The sequence below is a fragment of the Klebsiella planticola ATCC 33531 genome (genome assembly GCF_000735435.1).
In the GTDB taxonomy this organism is placed as follows: domain Bacteria; phylum Pseudomonadota; class Gammaproteobacteria; order Enterobacterales; family Enterobacteriaceae; genus Klebsiella; species Klebsiella planticola.
In genome coordinates this window covers 52579-73226 of record NZ_JMPP01000057.1, presented here as the reverse complement: position 1 = coordinate 73226, position 20648 = coordinate 52579, and the positions used below count along the sequence as shown (strand labels likewise).

21 protein-coding genes are annotated in these 20648 nt (G+C 56.8%); 8 read left to right on the top strand and 13 right to left on the bottom strand.

Annotated elements, in window-relative coordinates; translation table 11 throughout:
* Positions 1–300: 300 nt before the first annotated feature.
* Positions 301–1344 carry a quinolinate synthase NadA gene (gene nadA / locus GRPL_RS03575; protein WP_032700551.1) on the top strand — a complete coding sequence of 348 codons (1044 nt, stop codon included), beginning with the start codon at positions 301–303 and terminating at the stop codon, positions 1342–1344.
* A 36-nt stretch (positions 1345–1380) separates the two neighbouring features.
* The gene (gene pnuC / locus GRPL_RS03580) at positions 1381–2100 is read left to right on the top strand and encodes a nicotinamide riboside transporter PnuC (RefSeq protein ID WP_032688787.1); all 720 of its coding nucleotides are present in this window, start codon (positions 1381–1383) and stop codon (positions 2098–2100) included.
* Here the strand turns inward: pnuC and zitB are convergent.
* Complete coding sequence (gene zitB, locus GRPL_RS03585) at positions 2097–3035, bottom strand: CDF family zinc transporter ZitB (protein WP_032688786.1); 939 nt, start codon at positions 3033–3035, stop codon at positions 2097–2099. The genes pnuC and zitB overlap by 4 nt on opposite strands.
* A gap of 408 nt (positions 3036–3443) precedes the next feature.
* Here zitB and aroG point away from each other — a divergent pair, with 408 nt between their 5' ends.
* Positions 3444–4496: a 3-deoxy-7-phosphoheptulonate synthase AroG gene (gene aroG / locus GRPL_RS03590; RefSeq protein WP_032700550.1), complete on the top strand. Its 1053-nt coding sequence runs from the start codon at positions 3444–3446 to the stop codon at positions 4494–4496.
* Between the two features lie 95 nt (positions 4497–4591).
* Here aroG and gpmA read toward each other — a convergent pair whose 3' ends face one another.
* From gpmA to modE, 7 genes are all read right to left on the bottom strand, one after another.
* On the bottom strand, positions 4592–5344 hold the full coding sequence (gene gpmA, locus GRPL_RS03595; protein ID WP_004859709.1) for a 2,3-diphosphoglycerate-dependent phosphoglycerate mutase: 753 nt from the start codon (positions 5342–5344) through the stop codon (positions 4592–4594).
* A 207-nt stretch (positions 5345–5551) separates the two neighbouring features.
* Entirely contained in the window at positions 5552–6595 is a 1044-nt protein-coding gene (gene galM / locus GRPL_RS03600) for a galactose-1-epimerase (protein ID WP_032700549.1), read from the bottom strand.
* On the bottom strand, positions 6589–7737 hold the full coding sequence (galK, locus tag GRPL_RS03605) for a galactokinase (protein ID WP_004859713.1): 1149 nt from the start codon (positions 7735–7737) through the stop codon (positions 6589–6591). The genes galM and galK overlap by 7 nt, the downstream gene beginning before the upstream one ends.
* Before the next feature lie 2 nt (positions 7738–7739).
* On the bottom strand, positions 7740–8786 hold the full coding sequence (gene galT / locus GRPL_RS03610; protein ID WP_032688782.1) for a galactose-1-phosphate uridylyltransferase: 1047 nt from the start codon (positions 8784–8786) through the stop codon (positions 7740–7742).
* Between the two features lie 9 nt (positions 8787–8795).
* Positions 8796–9812 (bottom strand): UDP-glucose 4-epimerase GalE, encoded by a 1017-nt coding sequence (galE, locus tag GRPL_RS03615; RefSeq protein ID WP_032688781.1) that lies wholly within the window; start codon positions 9810–9812, stop codon positions 8796–8798.
* A 206-nt stretch (positions 9813–10018) separates the two neighbouring features.
* Complete coding sequence (gene modF, locus GRPL_RS03620) at positions 10019–11494, bottom strand: molybdate ABC transporter ATP-binding protein ModF (RefSeq protein ID WP_032700553.1); 1476 nt, start codon at positions 11492–11494, stop codon at positions 10019–10021.
* A 67-nt stretch (positions 11495–11561) separates the two neighbouring features.
* Entirely contained in the window at positions 11562–12350 is a 789-nt protein-coding gene (modE, locus tag GRPL_RS03625) for a molybdenum-dependent transcriptional regulator (protein WP_032700548.1), read from the bottom strand.
* Positions 12351–12503: 153 nt separating this feature from the next.
* Here modE and GRPL_RS27230 point away from each other — a divergent pair, with 153 nt between their 5' ends.
* The 4 genes from GRPL_RS27230 (at position 12504) to modC (ending at position 15348) form a co-directional block, all read left to right on the top strand.
* Positions 12504–12653 (top strand): AcrZ family multidrug efflux pump-associated protein, encoded by a 150-nt coding sequence (locus GRPL_RS27230; protein ID WP_032688779.1) that lies wholly within the window; start codon positions 12504–12506, stop codon positions 12651–12653.
* A 171-nt stretch (positions 12654–12824) separates the two neighbouring features.
* The gene (gene modA, locus GRPL_RS03635; RefSeq protein WP_032688777.1) at positions 12825–13598 is read left to right on the top strand and encodes a molybdate ABC transporter substrate-binding protein; all 774 of its coding nucleotides are present in this window, start codon (positions 12825–12827) and stop codon (positions 13596–13598) included.
* The gene (gene modB / locus GRPL_RS03640; RefSeq protein WP_032688775.1) at positions 13598–14287 is read left to right on the top strand and encodes a molybdate ABC transporter permease subunit; all 690 of its coding nucleotides are present in this window, start codon (positions 13598–13600) and stop codon (positions 14285–14287) included. Before modA ends, modB begins: the two co-directional genes overlap by 1 nt.
* A gap of 2 nt (positions 14288–14289) precedes the next feature.
* Positions 14290–15348, top strand: coding sequence for a molybdenum ABC transporter ATP-binding protein ModC (gene modC, locus GRPL_RS03645; protein WP_032688774.1), 1059 nt, complete (start codon positions 14290–14292; stop codon positions 15346–15348).
* Here the strand turns inward: modC and GRPL_RS03650 are convergent, their stop codons facing one another.
* Positions 15349–16167: a pyridoxal phosphatase gene (locus GRPL_RS03650; protein WP_032688773.1), complete on the bottom strand. Its 819-nt coding sequence runs from the start codon at positions 16165–16167 to the stop codon at positions 15349–15351.
* A gap of 173 nt (positions 16168–16340) precedes the next feature.
* On the opposite strand from GRPL_RS03650, the gene pgl reads away from it, so the two are divergent.
* Positions 16341–17336, top strand: a complete 996-nt coding sequence (gene pgl / locus GRPL_RS03655; RefSeq protein ID WP_032697714.1) for a 6-phosphogluconolactonase — start codon at positions 16341–16343, stop codon at positions 17334–17336.
* A 127-nt stretch (positions 17337–17463) separates the two neighbouring features.
* On the opposite strand, the gene GRPL_RS03660 is transcribed toward pgl, so the two are convergent.
* Genes GRPL_RS03660 through GRPL_RS03675 form a run of 4 tightly spaced genes read right to left on the bottom strand, consistent with a single transcriptional unit; the run spans position 17464 to position 20481 of the window.
* Positions 17464–18093, bottom strand: a complete 630-nt coding sequence (locus GRPL_RS03660) for an NrsF family protein (protein WP_032688770.1) — start codon at positions 18091–18093, stop codon at positions 17464–17466.
* Positions 18080–18637 carry a sigma-70 family RNA polymerase sigma factor gene (locus tag GRPL_RS03665; RefSeq protein ID WP_032688769.1) on the bottom strand — a complete coding sequence of 186 codons (558 nt, stop codon included), beginning with the start codon at positions 18635–18637 and terminating at the stop codon, positions 18080–18082. The genes GRPL_RS03660 and GRPL_RS03665 overlap by 14 nt, the downstream gene beginning before the upstream one ends.
* 17 nt (positions 18638–18654) lie before the next feature.
* Positions 18655–19893 carry a protein-disulfide reductase DsbD family protein gene (locus tag GRPL_RS03670; protein WP_032700547.1) on the bottom strand — a complete coding sequence of 413 codons (1239 nt, stop codon included), beginning with the start codon at positions 19891–19893 and terminating at the stop codon, positions 18655–18657.
* A 15-nt stretch (positions 19894–19908) separates the two neighbouring features.
* Positions 19909–20481 carry a peroxiredoxin gene (locus GRPL_RS03675; protein WP_032688995.1) on the bottom strand — a complete coding sequence of 191 codons (573 nt, stop codon included), beginning with the start codon at positions 20479–20481 and terminating at the stop codon, positions 19909–19911.
* Positions 20482–20648: the final 167 nt, after the last annotated feature.

The following is a 20648-nucleotide window of genomic DNA, read 5'->3' as shown; positions in this document are numbered from 1 at the left end:
ACCATTGAAGTTAATGTTAAACGTGAGGATAACGTTGCGTAGCAATGCCCCACAGGGCGAGCGAAGGCGAGTCATCCTGCACGACCCACCAATGTAAAAGGGCGCCTTTTTGCTATCTGTTGTTTTTCCTCCATAAATATTAATCCCCCTTTTTTTGCCTTCAGACGACAATAAATTCCACACGACATTTTCTGTACAATCCGCTATCTTGTTTAGCATATAAAACATCATGACCGCCGCTATGCCGTCTGAAGGCATATTAACGGTATTTGAGTTAAGCCAGTAAAACGAGATTGCAAGATGAGCGTAATGTTTGACCCTGAAACGGTGATTTATCCTTTCCCGCCGAAACCATTGCCATTAAGTCGCGATGAAAAGCACTTTTATCGTGAAAAGATTAAACGTCTGCTGCGCGAGCGCGATGCGGTGATGGTGGCTCATTACTATACCGACCCTGAAATTCAGCAACTGGCCGAAGAGACTGGCGGCTGTATCGCTGATTCTCTGGAAATGGCCCGTTTCGGCGCCCGCCATTCCGCTTCGACGTTACTGGTGGCCGGAGTACGCTTCATGGGGGAAACGGCAAAAATTCTCAGTCCGGAAAAGACCATCCTGATGCCAACGCTGAATGCCGAGTGCTCTCTGGATCTGGGCTGCCCGATTGAGGAGTTTAATGCGTTTTGCGATGCCCACCCGGATCGTACCGTCGTCGTTTATGCCAACACCTCAGCGGCGGTCAAAGCGCGCGCCGATTGGGTTGTGACCTCCAGTATTGCCGTTGAGCTTATTGAGCATCTCGACAGCCTCGGGGAAAAAATTCTCTGGGCACCCGACCGTCACTTAGGCCGGTACGTACAGCGGCAAACCGGCGCAGATGTTTTGTGCTGGCAGGGCGCCTGTATTGTCCACGATGAGTTTAAAACCCAGGCGTTAACGCGGATGAAAGCCCTCTATCCCGATGCCGCCATTCTGGTGCATCCTGAATCACCGCAGTCCATTGTAGATATGGCGGATGCGGTAGGGTCTACCAGCCAGCTGATTGCTGCGGCTAAAACGCTCCCGGCGCGCCAGCTCATTGTCGCCACCGATCGCGGGATCTTCTACAAAATGCAGCAGGCGGTACCGGAAAAAGAGCTGCTGGAAGCACCGACGGCGGGAGAGGGGGCAACCTGTCGTAGCTGTGCCCACTGCCCGTGGATGGCGATGAACGGCCTGCAAGCGATTGCAGAGGGACTGGAAAACGGTGGACCCGAACACGAAATTAAGGTCGATGCGCAGCTGCGTACCGGCGCATTAGTCCCGCTGAACAGAATGCTGGATTTTGCGGCTACACTTCGGGGATAGTGGTTAATTACGCAATCAATACAGTGCGGGGAAAATATGGATTTTTTTAGTACGCAGAATATCCTGGTGCATATACCCATCGGTGCCGGCGGATACGACTTATCATGGATCGAGGCGGTCGGCACGCTTGCCGGGCTGCTGTGTATCTGGCTGGCGAGTCTGGAAAAGATCAGCAACTATGCGTTTGGGCTGGTCAACGTCACCTTGTTTGCCATTATTTTCTTTCAGATTCAGCTCTATGCCAGCCTGCTGCTGCAGGTCTTTTTCTTTGCCGCCAACGTTTATGGCTGGTACGCCTGGTCCCGGCAAACCAGCAGCCATGAAGCCGAACTGCGTATTCGGTGGTTGCCATTGCCGAAGGCGCTGGGCTGGCTGACGGCTTGTATTGTGGCAATTGCGCTGATGACGGTCTTCATTAATCCGGTCTTCGCCTTCCTGACGCGGATCGCGGTCACGCTGATGCAGAGCCTGGGACTGCGGGTGACGATGCCGGAACTGCAGCCGGATGCCTTCCCGTTCTGGGACTCCTGCATGATGGTGCTGTCGATCGCCGCCATGATTCTGATGACCCGCAAATATGTCGAAAACTGGCTGCTTTGGGTGATCATCAACGTCATCAGCGTGGTGATTTTTGCCCTTCAGGGAGTCTATGCGATGTCGCTGGAATATCTGCTTTTGACCTTTATTGCTCTTAACGGCAGTCGGATGTGGATCAACAGCGCGCGTGAGCGAGGTTCTCACGCGTTTTCTCGCTAATGGTGGTGATGATGGTCGTGCCCGGCGTGCGTCATGTTGAGACGGCATTCCGGGCCGTTACAGGGCTGGTACTCCATCTGCACGGTCACATGCCCGATATTATATTTATGCTGTAAAAAGGCCTGGATGCGATTCAGCAAGGCATCGTGATCGTGCGGCGGGACAACCTGAACATGCAGCGTCATGACCGTTTTTTCGCCAACCAGCCAGACGTGGACGTGATGCACGTCGCGGACTTCCGCCACCGAACGGCGTAAATCGCGCTTTAACCCCTCGACATCTAACGACCGCGGCGCTCCTTCCAACAGTTCGTTCAAACTTTCCTGCAACAGCCGCCAGGCGCTACGCAGTACCAGACATGAAACCAGCACCGACAAAATCGGGTCAATTGGCGTCCAGCCGGTGGTGAGAATCACGATAGCGGCAATGATCGCCCCGACCGAACCCAGCAGGTCGCCCAGAACGTGTAAGGCGGCCGCGCGGACGTTAAGATTGCTTGCTTCACTGCCGCGGTGCAGGATCCAGAATGCCAGTATGTTCGCCAGTAGCCCGGCAACGGCAATCACCATCATTGTGGTACCGGCAACGGGCTGAGGATGGTTAAAGCGTTGAATCGCTTCCCAGACAATCAGAATCGTGATGACAACCAGCGCAATGGCGTTGACGAAGGCCGCCAGGGTGGTCAGGCGCAGCCAGCCGAACGTGTGGCGGGTGTTGGGGGGACGGCTGGCGAAGCGGACCGCGAGTAGAGCGAATAACAGAGCGGCTGAATCGGTGAGCATGTGACCGGCATCAGCCAGCAGGGCCAGCGAGCCTGAAACGACGCCGCCGATGGCTTCAACAAGCATAAAGCCGGCGGTGACGATAAAAGCCTGCAACAGGCGCTTTTCGTTACCGCGATCGGTGGTTTCTGACGGAGTGTGAGCATGGGCCATTACAGAATCCTGTCATTATTTTATCAATTAGTCTCTGACCTTATTACAGATTAACCACAATCGGGCGTCTGTTCCATTAGCCAATGTCGATAGGGCAAGGTGCCGCGGCATTTATCTTCAACAAGGCGCAAATGAGGCAACAATAGGGTGAAAACGCGGGGAGGTGGAGTAATGTCGAGCTGCTTCCCTTTTGTGGCGATATATAATATTTATATATGATTTATTTGTAGGGTTTATAACTATTCTTGAGGCTTTATTTTTTACTGTTCTTATGGTTTGTATTGTTTTTATCTATTTAATCAGTGAATTACCCTTGAGACTGTAAAAGTCTGTTTACACTTTTCTGACGGCGAGTTAGATTGAAAGCATTGCACACAATTGATTAAGTATGGCAACGCTGGAAAGAAAATGAATTATCAGAACGACGATTTACGTATTAAAGAGATCAACGAATTATTACCTCCCGTTGCACTCCTGGAAAAGTTCCCCGCGACCGAAAATGCTGCTAACACCGTGGCGCACGCTCGTAAAGCGATCCATCAGATCCTTAAAGGCAACGACGATCGTCTGCTGGTGGTGATTGGCCCATGTTCTATCCACGATCCTGCCGCAGCGAAAGAGTATGCTGAGCGCCTGCTGACGCTTCGTGAAGAGCTGCAGGGCGAGCTGGAAGTGGTGATGCGCGTTTACTTTGAAAAACCGCGTACCACCGTTGGCTGGAAGGGGTTAATCAACGACCCGCATATGGATAACAGCTTCCGCATCAACGACGGCCTGCGCATTGCGCGTAAGCTGCTGCTGGAGATTAACGACAGCGGACTGCCTGCGGCGGGTGAATTCCTTGATATGATCACCCCGCAGTACGTTGCTGACCTGATGAGCTGGGGCGCCATCGGCGCGCGCACCACCGAATCCCAGGTGCATCGCGAGCTTTCATCTGGCCTTTCTTGTCCGGTAGGTTTTAAAAACGGGACCGACGGGACAATAAAAGTGGCTATTGACGCGATCAACGCCGCTGGCGCACCGCACTGCTTCCTGTCAGTGACCAAATGGGGCCATTCGGCGATTGTGAATACCAGCGGCAACAGCGACTGTCATATCATTTTGCGCGGTGGCAAAGAGCCGAACTACAGTGCGAAGCACGTTGCTGAAGTGAAGGTTGGGCTGGCGAAAGCGGGCCTGCCGGCGCAGATCATGATTGATTTCAGCCACGCAAATTCCAGCAAGCAGTTTAAAAAACAGATGGAAGTGGGTGCCGATGTTTGCCGGCAGATTGCCAGCGGCGAGCAGGCGATTATGGGCGTGATGATTGAAAGCCATCTGGTGGAGGGTAGCCAGAGTCTGGAGAGCGGCGTGCCGCTGGCCTATGGCAAAAGCATCACCGATGCCTGTATCGGCTGGGAAGATACCGATACCATCCTGCGCCAGCTGGCGGATGCGGTAAAAGCCCGTCGCGGTTAATCCGCAGCCTGGCCCGGCAGAGCGTCGCGACGCCGGGATTCAGAGCCAATAAAAAAGCGTGGACGAATCCACGCTTTTTTTATGGCTGGCGAAAATTATTTCGCTTTACCCTGGTTTGCTACCGCGGCGGCTTTTGCGGCGATTTCATCCGCATTGCCCAGATAGTAGTGTTTGATCGGTTTGAAGTTTTCGTCGAACTCATAAACCAGCGGTACGCCGGTCGGGATGTTCAGTTCAAGGATTTCGTCTTCGCCCATATTGTCCAGGTACTTCACCAGTGCACGCAGGGAGTTACCGTGAGCGGCAATAATCACGCGCTCACCGCTTTTCAGACGCGGCAGAATGGTTTCGTTCCAGTAAGGCACAACGCGCTCGATGGTCAGCGCCAGGCTTTCGGTAACCGGCAGCTCTTTATCGGTCAGTTTTGCATAACGCGGATCGTGGCCCGGGTAGCGCTCGTCGTCTTTGGTCAGCTCCGGCGGAGTAATGGCAAAGCCACGGCGCCACTGTTTAACCTGCTCATCGCCGTACTTCTCAGCGGTTTCAGCTTTGTTCAGACCCTGCAATGCCCCGTAGTGACGCTCGTTCAGTTTCCAGGATTTCTCAACCGGCAGCCAGGCCTGATCCAGTTCATCCAGGACGTTCCACAGAGTATGGATGGCACGTTTCAGCACAGAGGTATAAGCAAAATCGAAGCTGAAGCCTTCGTCTTTCAGCAGTTTGCCTGCCGCTTTTGCTTCACCTACGCCTTTCTCGGACAGATCGACGTCGTACCAACCGGTGAAACGGTTTTCATTGTTCCATTGGCTTTCGCCATGACGGACCAGTACCAGCTTAGTTACAGCCATACACTTACTCCTCAAGCTTTGTTTGAATGATAACAATTCTCATTATATTGCCGCAATTTGAGTCACGGCAACGCTTATCCCTAACCATAGCGAAAATAGTGGCTCAGTGTAAGATGCTTGTAAATCGGCGGTTATATTTTTGTCTGTAAGTGGCGTAATTTGCAGCAAAATGACGAAAAAAAGCCCTCCGTCAGGAGGGCCGGGGGCTTATCGGGCAATAAACTGATATTCCGTCAGACTGACGTACTCCTCGCCCGGGCGCAATATGCAGTCGGGCTGGGGCCATTCCGGGTGATTTGGTGAGTCCGGCAGAAATTCACTCTCCAGCGCCAGACCCTGCCAGTCGGCGTACGGCTGTTCCGTACGCGACGGTGTACCGCCCAGGTAGTTACCAGAATAAAACTGCAGGGCAGGGGCGGAGGTATACACCGCCATCTGCAGTTGACCATCCTGAGACCAGACATGGGCCGCCGCCTTGCGGGCATCGCCTTTTGCCTGTAGCAGGAAAGCATGATCATACCCTTTTACTTTCTGCTGATCGGCATCGCGAAGAAAATCGACCGCTACGGTTTTCGGCGTGCGGAAATCGAAGCTGGTCCGGGTGACGTCCTGTAATTCGCCGCCCGGAATACCGTCGCTCTCCACCGGCAGGTAGCTGTCGGCGAAAATTTGCAGCTGGTGGTTGCGGACGTCCGTCTGCCCGCCGTCAAGGTTGAAGTAGACGTGGTTGGTCAGGTTGACCGGACAGGGCCTGTCAACCGTCGCCCGATACTCGATAGCGATGCGGTTATCTTCAGTAAGACGGTAGTGCGCCGTGGCTTTCAGGTTGCCGGGAAACCCCTGGTCGCCGTCATCGGAAGCGAGGGCAAACAGCGCCTGGTGTTCGTCGGCGCTAACTATCTGCCAGCGACGTTTGTCGAAACCGTCTGGCCCGCCGTGCAGCTGATGACCGGCTTCGTTAGAAGGGGTCAGTTGGACCGTCTGGCCATCCAGAGTAAACCGGCTGTTGGCGATACGGTTGGCATAGCGGCCTACGGAGGCGCCGAGATAGGCCGCCTGGCGGGTATAGTTTTCCGGCGCCGCGCAACCGAGCAGCGCTTCGCGTACTTCGCCGTTGGCCAGCGGGACCTGAGCAGATAATAACGTCGCGCCCCAGTCCATCAGCGTAACCACCATCCCGGCATTATTCCGCAGGGTGATCAGGTTCCACGGCTGGCCGTCCGGCGCCAGGTCTGTCGTTTGGTTTAGCACTGGCCGGCCCCCTGTGACGGTTTGCAAACGTAGAAGGTCTCTTTAATGCCGGTTTTCGCTTCATACTGCTGCGCGACGGCTTGCTTAACGGTATCTACGCACTCTTCCGGCACCAGCGCCACGACGCAGCCGCCAAATCCGCCGCCGGTCATGCGTACGCCGCCTTTATCGCCGATGGTGGCTTTGACGATCTCCACCAGCGTGTCAATTTGCGGAACGGTAATTTCAAAATCATCGCGCATCGAGGCATGGGATTCCGCCATCAGTTCACCCATACGCTTCAGGTCGCCTTTTTCCAGCGCGGTGGCGGCTTCGAGGGTACGCGCATTTTCGGTCAGGACATGGCGGACGCGTTTCGCAACTACCGGATCCAGCTCATGGGCAACGGCATTGAACTCGGCGATTTTGACATCGCGCAGCGCAGGCTGCTGGAAGAAACGTGCGCCGGTCTCGCACTGTTCGCGACGGGTGTTGTATTCGCTGCCGACCAGAGTACGTTTAAAATTACTGTTGATGATCACCACCGCGACGCCTTTTGGCATGGAGACGGCCTTGGTTCCTAATGTGCGGCAGTCAAGCAGCAGCGCGTGATCTTTCTTACCCAGCGCTGAGATAAGCTGGTCCATGATGCCGCAGTTACAGCCGACGAACTGGTTCTCCGCTTCCTGGCCATTAAGGGCAATTTGCGCCCCGTCCAGCGGCAGATGGTACAGCTGCTGGAACACGGTTCCGACGGCCACTTCCAGCGAAGCGGAAGAGCTTAAACCCGCCCCCTGCGGTACGTTACCGCTGATCACCAGATCGGCGCCGCCAAAATGGTTATTGCGCTTCTGCAGGTGTTTCACCACGCCGCGAACATAGTTTGACCACTGCTGGGTCTCGTGGCTGACAATCGGCTTATCAAGGGAGAACTCGTCGCTCTGATTGTCATAATCGGCGGCAATCACCCGGACAATACGGTCCGTGCGCGGCGCGCAGCTGATCACCGTCTGATAATCAATTGCGCAGGGCAGCACGAAGCCGTCGTTATAGTCGGTGTGTTCGCCGATCAGATTGACGCGGCCCGGTGCCTGAATAACGTGGGTGGCAGGGTAGCCGAACTTTTCAGCAAACAGGGTTTGGGTTTTCTCTTTCAGACTCATTGTTATTCTCCGGATTCGCGAAAATGGACGTCGCTCACTGCCCGCAGGCGTTCGGCGGCTTGTTCGGCCGTCAAATCGCGCTGAGTTTCAGCCAGCATTTCGTAGCCGACCATAAATTTACGCACCGTCGCCGAGCGCAGCAGCGGCGGATAAAAGTGAGCGTGTAGCTGCCAGTGATTATTCTCGTGGTTATTAAACGGTGCTCCGTGCCAGCCCATGGAATAAGGGAATGAGCACTGGAACAGGTTGTCGTAACGGCTGGTCAGCTTTTTCAGCGCCAGCGCAAGGTCGCTACGCTGGGCTGCGGTTAAATCGGTAAGGCGCTGAATGTGTGCTTTCGGCAGCAGCAGCGTCTCAAAAGGCCAGGCCGCCCAGTAAGGTACGACGGCCAGCCAATGTTCAGTCTCGACGACCGTCCGGCTACCGTCGGCTAATTCGCGCTGAACGTAATCCACCAGCATCGGCGAACCCTCAGCGGCGAAATACTCTTTTTGCAAACGATCTTCGCGTTCCGCCTCATTCGGCAGGAAGCTGTTGGCCCAGACCTGGCCGTGCGGGTGCGGGTTGGAGCAGCCCATCGCCGCGCCTTTATTCTCAAACACCTGCACCCACGGATACGTTTGGCCCAGCTCCGCCGTCTGTTCCTGCCACGTATTAACCACGCCTTCCAGCGCTTCAACGCTCAGCTCAGGCAGCGTTTTGCTGTGATCCGGCGAGAAGCAGATGACCCGGCTGGTGCCGCGCGCGCTTTGACAGCGCATCAGCGGATCGTCGCTATTCGGGGCATCGGGGGTGTCGGTCATCAATGCCGCAAAGTCATTGGTAAACACGTAGGTACCGGTGTAATTCGGGTTCGTGTCGCCGGTGACGCGGGTGTTACCCGGACACAGAAAACAATCCGCATCGTGCGCCGGCAAGGTTGATTTTGCCGGCGTTTCCTGCGCCCCCTGCCAGGGGCGCTTGGCGCGATGCGGTGATACCAGAATCCACTGCCCGGTTAACGGGTTATAACGACGATGCGGATGGTCGACGGGGTTAAATACGGTCATGACGGTTCCTTAGTCTGGGTAACCCTGCGGATGACGGGACTGCCAGTGCCAGGTGTCCTGCGCCATCTCGTCAAGGTCGCGCGTAACGCGCCAGTTCAGCTCGCGGTCGGCCTTTTCGGCATCCGCCCAGTAGGCCGGGAGGTCGCCATCGCGGCGCGGCGCGAAGTGGTAATTAACAGGTTTGCCGCAGGCTTTACTGAAGGCATTGATCACGTCGAGGACGCTGCTGCCGACGCCTGCGCCGAGGTTATAAATGTGTACGCCTTCGCGGCCCGCCAGTTTTTCCATCGCCGCAACGTGGCCATCGGCGAGGTCCATGACGTGGATATAGTCGCGTACGCCGGTACCGTCAGGGGTCGGATAATCATTGCCGAAAACGGCCAGCGATTCGCGACGACCCACGGCCACCTGCGCGATATAAGGCATCAGGTTGTTCGGGATACCCTGCGGATCTTCGCCCATGTCGCCTGATGGATGCGCGCCGACCGGGTTGAAGTAACGCAGCAGCGCAATGCTCCAGTCCGGCTGGGCTTTTTGCAGGTCGGTCAGGATTTGCTCGACCATCAGCTTGCTTTTGCCATACGGGCTCTGCGGCGTGCCGGTCGGGAAGCTTTCGACATAAGGGATCTTCGGCTGATCGCCGTAGACGGTCGCGGAGGAGCTAAAAATAAAGTTCTTCACGCCAGCGGCGCGCATGGCGGAAACTAATTTAAGTGTACCGGTGACGTTATTGTCGTAGTATTCCAGCGGCCTGGCGACGGATTCGCCGACGGCTTTCAGGCCGGCAAAGTGGATCACCGCCTCAATAGCGTGATCGTGCAGAATTTCCGTCATCAGCGCCTCATTACGAATATCGCCTTCAACAAAGGTGGCCGTTTTCCCGCCGAGACGTTCAATGACCGGCAATACGCTGCGCTTACTGTTGCAGAGATTGTCGAGAATAATCACTTCATGTCCCTGCAGCAGCAGTTGAACGCAGGTATGACTTCCAATGTAACCGCTACCACCTGTAACCAGTACTTTCATGATTCGCTCCAATAGGCTTATCGTGTGTGATGAAGATAGCATATCAAAGAAGTGTAAAGTGTGACACAGGCCAAATTGGTGGAATCGCTTACACTAAAAGGCATAATGCGATATTTTTCCATTTTTATGTTTAAAAACAGATTGTTGATGGTCTTTCTGGTTATTTCTCTGAAAAAAAACAGGGGGGCGTGGCCCCCTGTTTTGGCTCAGTCCGTGAGTGGACCGACCTGATAAGTGTAACCGTCTCCACTGCGCACAAACTCCAGACGATGGGTAATGCAGTCCGGCGCATCTTCGGCGTGATGGGAGACAAACAGCAGCTGAGTGGCGCCTTCGCTAATCAAAACATCCACGAAGCGCCGCACCAACTGACGGTTAAGCGGATCCAGTCCCTGCAGGGGCTCGTCAAGAATCAGCAGCGTCGGATGCTTCACCAGCGCCCGGACGATCAGCGCCAGCCGTTGTTGTCCCCAGGAGAGACTGTGGAACGGCGCATCGGCGGTACGCTTGTCGATTCCCAGAATATCCAGCCAGTTCTGCACCAGATGGCGTTGCTTATCAGAAACGGCCTGATAAATGCCGATAGAGTCGAAATAGCCCGACAGAATCACGTTGCGTACCGTGGTGCTGACGCGGTATTCAAGGTGCAGGCTACTGCTGACGTAGCCAATATGTTTTTTGATATCCCAGATGGTTTCACCGCTGCCGCGACGGCGGCCAAACAGGGTAAGATCGTTACTATAACCCTGCGGATGATCGCCGGTGACCAGGCTAAGCAGGGTCGATTTTCCGGCGCCGTTGGGACCGACTATCTGCCAGTGTTCACCGGGGTTAACGGTCCAGCTCAGGTGCTCGATGATCGGCCGGTCGTTGTATGACACCACGCCCTCACGCAGGATGATGCGCGGGGCCCCGGCTTCGAGAGCATGGCGGGCGGCGGGGGCATCCGGTTCCGGTAAGCTCATGCCAGCCAGTTTTTCGCTGTGCGCCAGTTGAGCAATCAGCGCCTGTTGCAGCAGCGCCTGCTTTTCTCCGGTTTCGCTCAGAGTACAGTCGGCCAGCACGCCGGCAAACTGGACAAACGACGGGATTTCGTCGAAGCGGTTGAGTACCAGTACCAGCGTGAGCCCTTCGAGGTGCAGTCTCTCCAGCAGCCCGGCAAGCTGCAGACGGGAAGCGACGTCCAGGCCATCAAAAGGCTCGTCAAGAATCAACAGCTCCGGCTGCGTCATCAGCGCCTGACAGAGCAGCGTTTTACGCGTTTCTCCGGTGGAGAGATATTTAAAGCGGCGCTGGAGCAGAGACGTAATACCGAACAATTCTGCCAGGCGCGCGCAGCGAGCGGCATCTTTGGACTCTTCCTGGATAATCTCTTCCGTCGTGCGGCCGGTGTCCTCTTCGCCTGGGCTAAGTAGGTCCGTATTGTTTCGTTGCCATTCATCGCTGACCAGCTTCTGCAGCTGTTCGAAGGAGAGGCGGGTTACCCGGGAAAAGCGGTTTTCATACTGGCCGGACAGCAGGGTAAGCTCACCGGACAGCGCGCGAGCCAGCGCCGACTTCCCGCTGCCGTTGCTGCCGACGAAGGCCCAGCTTTCGCCAGCGTCAACGGTGAGGTGCTCGATTTTTAACGTTTTTGTGTCGCTCAGGCGAAACGTGCCTTGCGAAATTTGCAATGATGACATTGTGTATCCCACTTTTTGCAGCGATTTGCCACAGGGATACGACGTCACGCGCGCAATGTCAATGCCGTCAGCATAACGTGGCGAGAATGATTCGATCAGCATTAAAATATGCTATCGCCTCAGCACCTTCTGCCAGTTTTCGGGTCTGTTCCAGCGGGAGGGTCGCGCACAAACTCTGGCCGTCAGGCAGCGCCATCAGCACTTCACACTGCTCCGGGCCGTATTCGATATGGCTGATTCGCCCGGCGAGTTGGTTATCGGCCTCTTTGGCAACCGCCGGATCCTGAGTCATCCCCACCCAGGGGGCCTTCAGTAGTACCAGCACTTCCTGGCCCTCATCCAGGCCAAGGCGCTCTGCGCTCTGCGCGGTGATAGCGACTTTTAAGCGGGTCTGGCGATCGGCAAGCAACACCTCGACATGCTGCTGTACCTGCTGGTGGTCGCGACCGGTGATGGAGCCAAACCACTGGTTACGTGCGCTGGTCTGCAGCGAGAAACGCGAAATAGCGGCCAGCAGGCTATCGAGAGGCAGGGCATCGTCGTCGCTCAGCACATCGAAGGCTTTTTGCTGAATTTGCGCCAGCAGATCGTACAGCTGGATCAGCCGCTGACCGTAGCGGGTCAGTACGGCGCCGCCGCCGCCTTTACCGCCGGTAGCCCTGTCCACCAGCGTCTGTTCGCTGAGCTGGTTCATTTCATTGATGGCGTCCCATGCGCTTTTATAGCTAATACCCGCGTTTTTTGCCCCCTGGCTAATCGAACCGGTGGAATCGATCTGTTTTAACAGGGCGATACGACGAGGATCGGCGAACAGGCGCTGCTGTAGCTTGAGGGTCAGAAGAATTTCAGCCTGCATAATGATATCCTGGCAAAAAAGAGTATTGTGACCGATAGCGGTCATCTTGCAAGATGCATCTGTCGCCGTTATCGGCCAGCCACCGCACAAATGGGGCGTGTTTTTCCAGCTGAAGCGGTTACAATAAAGCATTCGTACTTTCTGGAGCCAACCATGTTAGAGCTATTGAAAAGTCTGGTTTTTGCCGTTGTCATGGTCCCGGTGGTGATGGCTATCATCCTCGGTCTGATTTACGGTCTGGGCGAAGTGTTTAACATCTTCTCCGGCGTAGGTCACAAAGATCGCGGCCAGCAGAACAACTGATTTCTCAACGCCCGGCTTTCCGGGCGTTTTCATTTCCTCTTTCTTTTTCACTTTTCCATCCTCTTTTCCTCTCTCTTTTGATCCTCCTCTACCTACCACCAATTCGCGCTGGGAAAACCCTGACCTTATCGTTATATTGTCATCTACATAACGCAACTACAGGAGTTTCAGATGGCACGTCAATGGTTACGCTTGTTTGCCGGAGCGACGCTAACACTTTCCGTCGCGGGTCACGCGCTGGCAGAAGAAGGGAAGATTACGGTGTTTGCCGCGGCGTCGTTAACGAATGCGATGCAGGATATTGCGAAGGCCTATAAGAAAGAGAAAAACGTCGATGTGGTCTCCTCGTTTGCCTCTTCATCAACGCTGGCACGGCAAATCGAAGCGGGCGCGCCTGCGGACCTGTTTATCTCTGCCGACCAGAAATGGATGGATTACGCGGTCGAGAAAAAAGCGATTGATACCGCCTCGCGCGCAACGCTGCTTGGCAACAGCCTGGTCGTTGTCGCGCCTAAAGCCAGCGCGCAGGGCGATATTGCGATTAACAATAAAACCGACTGGACCAGCCTGCTGAAAGGCGGCCGCCTGGCCGTTGGCGACCCGGAGCATGTACCGGCAGGGATCTACGCGAAAGAAGCGCTGCAAAAACTGGGGGCCTGGGAGACGCTGGCGCCGAAACTGGCACCGGCTGAAGACGTGCGCGGAGCGCTGGCGCTGGTCGAACGTAACGAAGCCCCGCTGGGTATCGTCTACGGTTCCGATGCGGTGGCGAGCAAAGGTGTGAAGGTGGTCGGGACGTTCCCGGAAGATTCGCACAAGAAAGTTGAATACCCGCTGGCTATCGTCGACGGGCATAAAAATGCCACCGTCACCGGATTTTACGACTACCTGAAAGGACCGCAGGCGGCCGCCATCTTCAAACAATACGGATTTACCACCCGCTAATGATTTTAAGCGATCCCGAATGGCAGGCGGTACTGCTGAGCCTGAAAGTCTCATCCCTGGCGGTGGTGTTAAGCTTACCTTTTGGGATTTTTATCTCATGGCTGCTGGTGCGGCGCAATTTCCCCGGAAAGGCGCTGCTCGACAGTATTATTCACCTGCCGCTGGTACTGCCGCCGGTGGTGGTGGGGTACCTGCTGTTGATTGCCATGGGGAGGCGTGGTTTTATCGGCAGCTGGCTATATGACTGGTTCGGTTTGACCTTTGCCTTCAGCTGGCGCGGGGCGGTGCTGGCGGCGGCGGTCATGTCCTTTCCGCTGATGGTGCGGGCCATTCGTCTGGCGCTGGAAGGGGTGGACGTGAAGCTGGAACAGGCGGCGCGAACCCTGGGGGCTGGCCGTTGGCGGGTGTTTTTTACGATAACGCTGCCGCTGACGCTGCCGGGCATTATCGTCGGTACCGTTCTGGCCTTCGCCCGTTCACTAGGGGAGTTTGGCGCCACCATTACCTTTGTCTCCAATATCCCGGGGGAGACGCGCACTATTCCTTCGGCGATGTATACCCTGATTCAAACCCCTGGCGGCGAAGGGGCTGCCGCGCGCTTATGTTTGATTTCCATCGTGCTGGCGCTGGTTTCGCTGCTGATTTCTGAATGGCTGGCGCGCCTTAGCCGCGTGCGGACAGGGAAATAACAATGCTTGAACTCCATTTTACCCAGACGCTGGGCAACCACTGCCTGAGTATCAATGAAACGCTGCCTGCCAGCGGCATCACCGCCGTTTTTGGCGTCTCCGGCGCGGGAAAAACCTCCCTGATTAATGCGATCAGCGGCCTGACCCGGCCGCAGAAAGGGCGCATTGTGCTCAACGGCAGGGTCTTAAATGACACGGAAAAACGCATCTGCCTGGCCCCGGAAAAGCGGCGGGTGGGCTATGTATTTCAGGACGCGCGCCTGTTTCCGCACTATAAGGTACGCGGCAATCTGAAGTACGGCATGGCGAAAAGTATGGCGGGGCAGTTTGATAAGCTGGTGGCGTTGCTCGGTATTGAACCGCTGCTGGATCGCCTGCCGGGCGGCCTGTCCGGTGGAGAAAAGCAGCGTGTGGCGATTGGCAGAGCGCTGCTCACCGCGCCTGAACTTTTGCTGCTTGATGAACCGCTGGCCTCGCTGGATATTCCTCGTAAACGTGAGCTTCTGCCGTACCTGCAGCGGCTGGCGCGCGAAATACATATTCCGATGCTCTACGTCAGCCACTCGCTTGATGAGATTCAACATCTGGCGGATAAGGTGCTGGTGCTGGAGGAGGGGAGCGTCAAAGCCTTTGGCTGCCTGGAGGAGGTATGGAGCAGCAGCGTGATGCATCCGTGGCTGCCGCCGGATCAGCAGAGCACAATACTCAACGTGTCGGTCGCCGCACAGCATCCCCGTTATGCCATGACCGCGCTGGCGCTGGGCGAGCAGCAGATCTGGGTGAACTATCTCGACCGGCCAGTCGGCGAGGCGACGCGAATTCGCATCCAGGCCTCCGACGTATCGCTGGTGCTTGAGCCGCCGCAGCAGACCAGTATTCGCAATGTTTTGCCGGCCCAGGTGGTGCAGTGTCTTGAAACACACGGACAGATTGAAGTGCAGCTGAACGTCAGCGGCCGCACGCTGTGGGCGCGCATCAGCCCGTGGGCCAGAGATGACCTGGGGATCACGCCAGGTCAATGGCTGTATGCGCAGATTAAAAGCGTATCGATTGCCGCCTGATTACAGCAGGTTGCGGTTGATGAAGTCGGCAATACTGTTGCTTTCGTTTTCGCCAATGACCACGTTGGCGCGCGCTTTGACTTCCTCAACCGCATTGCCCATCGCCACGCCGGTTCCGGCGGCTTCCAGCATGCTGAGGTCATTATAGTTATCGCCAAAGGCCACCACGTCCTGCATGGACAGGCCCTGTGCTTCCACCCACTGCGTCAGGCGCTTGCCTTTGCTGTTGCCCGCGCGGGCGATATCGACCTGATCGTGCCACGACCATTCGCACTCCAGTCCCAGCGTCTGGCCCACATCAAGGGCAAACTGCTGCAGCTTAGGAATATCTTCATCGGTGAGGGCAAACTTCCACACCGACTGGACGTCGCGGGCGGCCTGCGCCAGCGAATCGACCTGGGTGAACACCGGACGCTGCTCGACGGGCAGCGACTGTGCCCAGCGGCTAGTACGGATAACGTGCCCGGTCGGGCGTTCATAGAGCATGGCGTCGTCAACATACATCAGACCGTGAATATCGTGCGCGGCGAGCATATCGGTCAGGCTCAACGCTTTATCAACCGGCATCGGATCGGACTGCAGAACCTTTTTTGCCTGATAATCATACAAATAAGTGCCATTACAACAAATTGCAGGTGTATCCAGAGCCAGTGCCTGATAAAAAGGATGGATAGCGACGTGATGTCGGCCAGTGACGACGATCACCTGGAACCCAGCCGCTCTGGCGCGGGCCAGGGCTTCCAGCGAGGCGGGCAGGATAGTTTTGTTGGAGGTGAGCAGGGTGCCGTCTAAATCCAGTGCAATCACGCGTGATGTCATGTGTTGTTTCCGGTTAATGATGAAAAAATTGCCTGACATGATGGTACACCGCTATGCCAGCGGGGCAAATTTTTCAGCATCTACCGTTAAAAGAGTCTATACATTGCATCAGCTCAGCAGCTTGATGAATGAAATGTATACGTTTTCCCTGTGCAGTGAGGAAAGGAGCAGTCATGAAACAAACCGTTTATACCGCCAGCCCGGAAAGCCAGCAGATTCATGTCTGGAGTCTCGATCTTGAGGGTAACCTGAAGCTTGTTCAGGTTGTGGATGCCCCGGGTCAGGTTCAGCCGATGGTGGTGAGCCCGAATAAAGAGTATCTCTACGTTGGCGTACGTCCGGAGTTTCGCGTCCTGGCTTACCGCATTGCGCCCGATAACGGCGCGCTGACTTTCGCCGGCGAAGCGGCGCTGCCGGGCAGCCCGACGCATATTTCGACCGATCATCAGGGCCGTTTTGTCTTCAGCGCGTCCTATAACGCCGGCTGCGTGAGCGTGACTCCGCTGATCGATGGCCTGCCGGGTGAAACGGTGGCCGTTGTGGAAGGACTGGAAGGGTGCCACTCGGCCAATATTTCTCCCGACAACCGCACCCTGTGGGTCCCGGCGCTGAAACAGGATCGTATTTGCCTGTTTACCCTCAGCGATGATGGATTCCTTGCCGCGCAAGAACCGGCGGAAGTGACCACCGTTGAAGGGGCCGGTCCGCGTCACATGGTGTTCCATCCGAATCAACAATACGGCTACTGCGTGAATGAACTGAACAGCTCCGTTGACGTCTGGGCGCTGAAAGATCCGCATGGCAAAATTGAGTGCGTCCAGACGCTGGATATGATGCCTGCCGATTTTACCGGCGTACGTTGGGCGGCGGATATTCATCTGACGCCGGATGGCCGTCATCTGTACGCCTGTGACCGCACCGCCAGCCTTATCACCATTTTCAGCGTATCCGAAGATGGCAGCGTGCTGTCGATTGAAGGGTATCAGCCGACGGAGGCGCAGCCGCGCGGTTTCAATCTCGATCACAGCGGTAAATATCTGATCGCTGCGGGGCAGAAATCACACCATATTGCGGTCTATGAGATCGCCGGTGAGCAGGGGCTGCTGACCGAGAAAGGGCGCTACGCCGTCGGTCAGGGGCCAATGTGGGTGGTGGTTAACGCTTACTAAGTTGCTGAGAAAAAAACCTCGCTGCGGCGAGGTTTTTTTTATCGGTTAGCGCAGCCTGAGGCGCTGGCAAACAAAGAGCCATCAACCTGACGGATGCCCCGTCCCGATCGGTAGCGGAGAACGCCCCTTAATCCAGCGCCACCCAGCGTCTGCCAACCAACACCGTCAGCGCCACGATCGTGACTATCGCCGCCAGATGCATGACAAAATCTATCGCGTGCAGATGTACCGGATGGCAAAACGCCAGCAGACTGACCGCCATGCTGGCAATGCCCAGTCCTGCCATCCCCAAGCTGCGCACCGGATGCAGCGTTCGGGTGCGGCGCAGGCTGGCAATCATCAGTACCATCATTGGCGTGCTGACCACCAGCAAAAAGGTAAAGCAGGGCGTGCTGTCGCTCTCCGGCACCCGCAGCGCCGGATAGGGAATGCTGCTGATACTCAGCCCCAGCCACATCAGGCCAATCGGCAGCAGGGCTTTCCAGCTGAGAGAACGCCGACCGGCAATACTCATCGTGAAGGCGCTACGAATCGCCAGCGCGCCGAGCACAAAAGCCAGCAGCAGCTGCACCACCGCCAGAGAGGCGCCAGGCTGTGACCAGTCGGTCGGGCTGCGTTGCACAAGGAAACTGGCGGCCGCCGCGCACGGCAGAGCCGCTGCCAGCCAGCTCAGAACCCGCCTGCCGGTCGATGGCAGGCGTTTCACCGGCCGCATGTCGCGCCCCAGCTTGTCTATTAACAGGTCATGATTCGTCATGATGAGCTCCAAAACGGCGCAGGTTTTTCAGCGCCCGATGCAGCAGCGATTTCACTGCGGCGACACTCAGATTATTATGTGCAGCGGCTTCCGTCAGGCTCATTTCGCGTAGATGGACATGCTCCACAATGGCTCGTTGGCGGGAGGGGAGCTGGCGCAAATAGCCTGCCAGCTCCTCCCGGCTATCCCGTTTTTGCGGATCCGCTAACGTTGCCGCTTCCGGCAACGTCTCTTCGGGGATCTCCCACTGCTGATAGCGACCGCGACGGCGCAACGCATCAACGGCCCGCGCCGAGATAATCGCCATCAGCCAGGGCAAAAAAGGGTAGGTCGGATCGTAGGTATGGCGTACCCGATGCACCGTCAGCAGCACATCCTGAATGACATCTTCGACTAACGCGTCGTCGGCGATTCGCTTACGTATCTGCGAACGAATGACCGGGACCAGCGCTTTTAACAGCCGGGTGTAGGCGAGCCGATCGCCCGCCTGCGCCTGCGCCATTAGCGCGGGCCAGCTTTCGCGCGCGCTATCGTTTATTTCCATAATCCGCCTTGTTGCGTTTATGCTTTTTTGCCGGTGGCCTGGTTCAGCGCGTTCACGACGATGCCCGGCGTCAGGAGCTGCGGCAGTACTTTTGGCGGCCCGCCATCGGCAGGATAGACCACGTACAGCGGCAGACCGCCCTGGCCAAACTGATTCAGCGCATCATCGACATCCGGATTAAATTTAGTCGAGTCTGCCACCATATACAGCGTCCCGGTTTTTGCCAGCGCGTCTTTTACGGCCTGGGTTGAAAGCGATGTCTTTTCGTTAACCTGGCAAGTGATACACCAGGAGGCGGTGAAGTTAACAAAGATCGCTTTGCCGTGGCCGCGCTGCGCCTCGACGGCCTGCGGTGTCCATTTTTCCGCAGCGCTCCCGGCGGTCGCGACAGTCTGTGCGCCGGGCGGCACGGAATCGGCCTGAATCAGACCGGCCAGCGGAGCAATAACCGCGACGGCGAGCACCCCGGTGACGGCGAACAGGCTCCTGTGCCCTTTGCCCTGAAAGCGGCGCTGCTGGGCTATACCATAGAGCCAGGCAGCAAAGCCCAGCACCACCGAGACCGCCAGTAGCGTCGCCAGCGCGCTGCTACCGGCCTGCTGCGCCAGTACCCATACCAGCCAGGCGTAAGCGCCGAACATCGGAAAGGCCAGCGCACGTTTAAGCATATCCATCCACCTGCCAGGACGGGGGAGGAGAGAAGCCAGCGCCGGAAACAGCGAAACGAGGGTGAATGGCGCGGAAAAACCGAGCGCGAGGGCAAAAAACACGGCCAGCGCGGTGGCCGGCGGCTGCACCAGCGCATAGCCAATCGCACTGGCCATAAACGGCGCCGCGCACGGGGTTGCAACGACGATCGCCAGCGCCCCGGTCATCGCCGAGCGTACAAAGGCGCCGCGACCAATATCCAGAGCGCCGACGCGCTGCGCCGATAGCCCGACCTCAAACACCCCCAGCAGGTTCAGCGCGGCGGCGAGCATCACCAGCGAAAGCAGGGCAATCACCAGCGGCGATTGCAGCTGGAATCCCCAGCCGACAGCGACGCCGCCGGCGCGGGCGGCCAGCAGAACGGCGGCCAGCAGCATCATGGTGACCATCACACCAAGTAAAAAAGCCAGCCCTTCGCGACGAGCGCCCACGGCGTTATCCGTATGGCGCAGAAGCCCGAGCGCTTTCAGGGAGATAACCGGAAAAACGCAGGGCATAAAGTTGAGTATGATGCCGCCAATAAAGGCGGCCAGCATGGCGGTGAGCATCGCTGGCCTCTTTGTTTAGTGGGTTTGCGGGTGGGCGGCGTCGTACTGCTTGACGGCGGCCAGGGTTTTCTCAATATGGGCATCCGGATTTCGATCGGTGTAGCTGAGCAGAATCGTGTTGTCCGGCGCAATGACAAATGAAGTCCGGTCGGAAACGGTCTTGCCCTTCATCTCCATCAGCGTTTGATACTGCGCGGCCACTTTGGCCCCCGGATCCGCGGCGACGGCGAACTTATCGCGGCACTCCAGTTTAGAGAAATCGCTAACCTGATCGGTGTTACCGGCGGTGACGCCGATGACGGTGGCACCCATTTTGTTAAATTCATCGCTGGCTTCGGCGAAGTCGTGGGCCTCAATGGTGCAGCCAGCGGTAAATGCCGCCGGGAAGAAATAGAGCACCACCGGCCCCTTTTGCAAAGCCTGCTGCAGGGAGAAGGCGATCGGTTTACCGGCTAAGGCGCCCTGCAGTTCGAAAGCAGGGGCTTTCGCGCCGACGGGCAGCGCCGCGCCGGCGTTAAACGCGGTGGCGGACAGGCCAAGCGCGACGGTCAGGGTCAAAGAACGAGCAAGGTTTTTCATCAGTTTCATTATTAGCTCCAGCGATGTCAGGGCGTTCTGGTCAGGTGACTCTGCTATACAGTTCGCCGGAGTGAGAAAGAAAGTTTCGCCGGGTGAAAAATATTTAGCGGCCGGATGCGATGGCCGGCGGCAATTCTCAGCGAAACATCGCCCGCGATCGCTGGTCATCGCCCCGA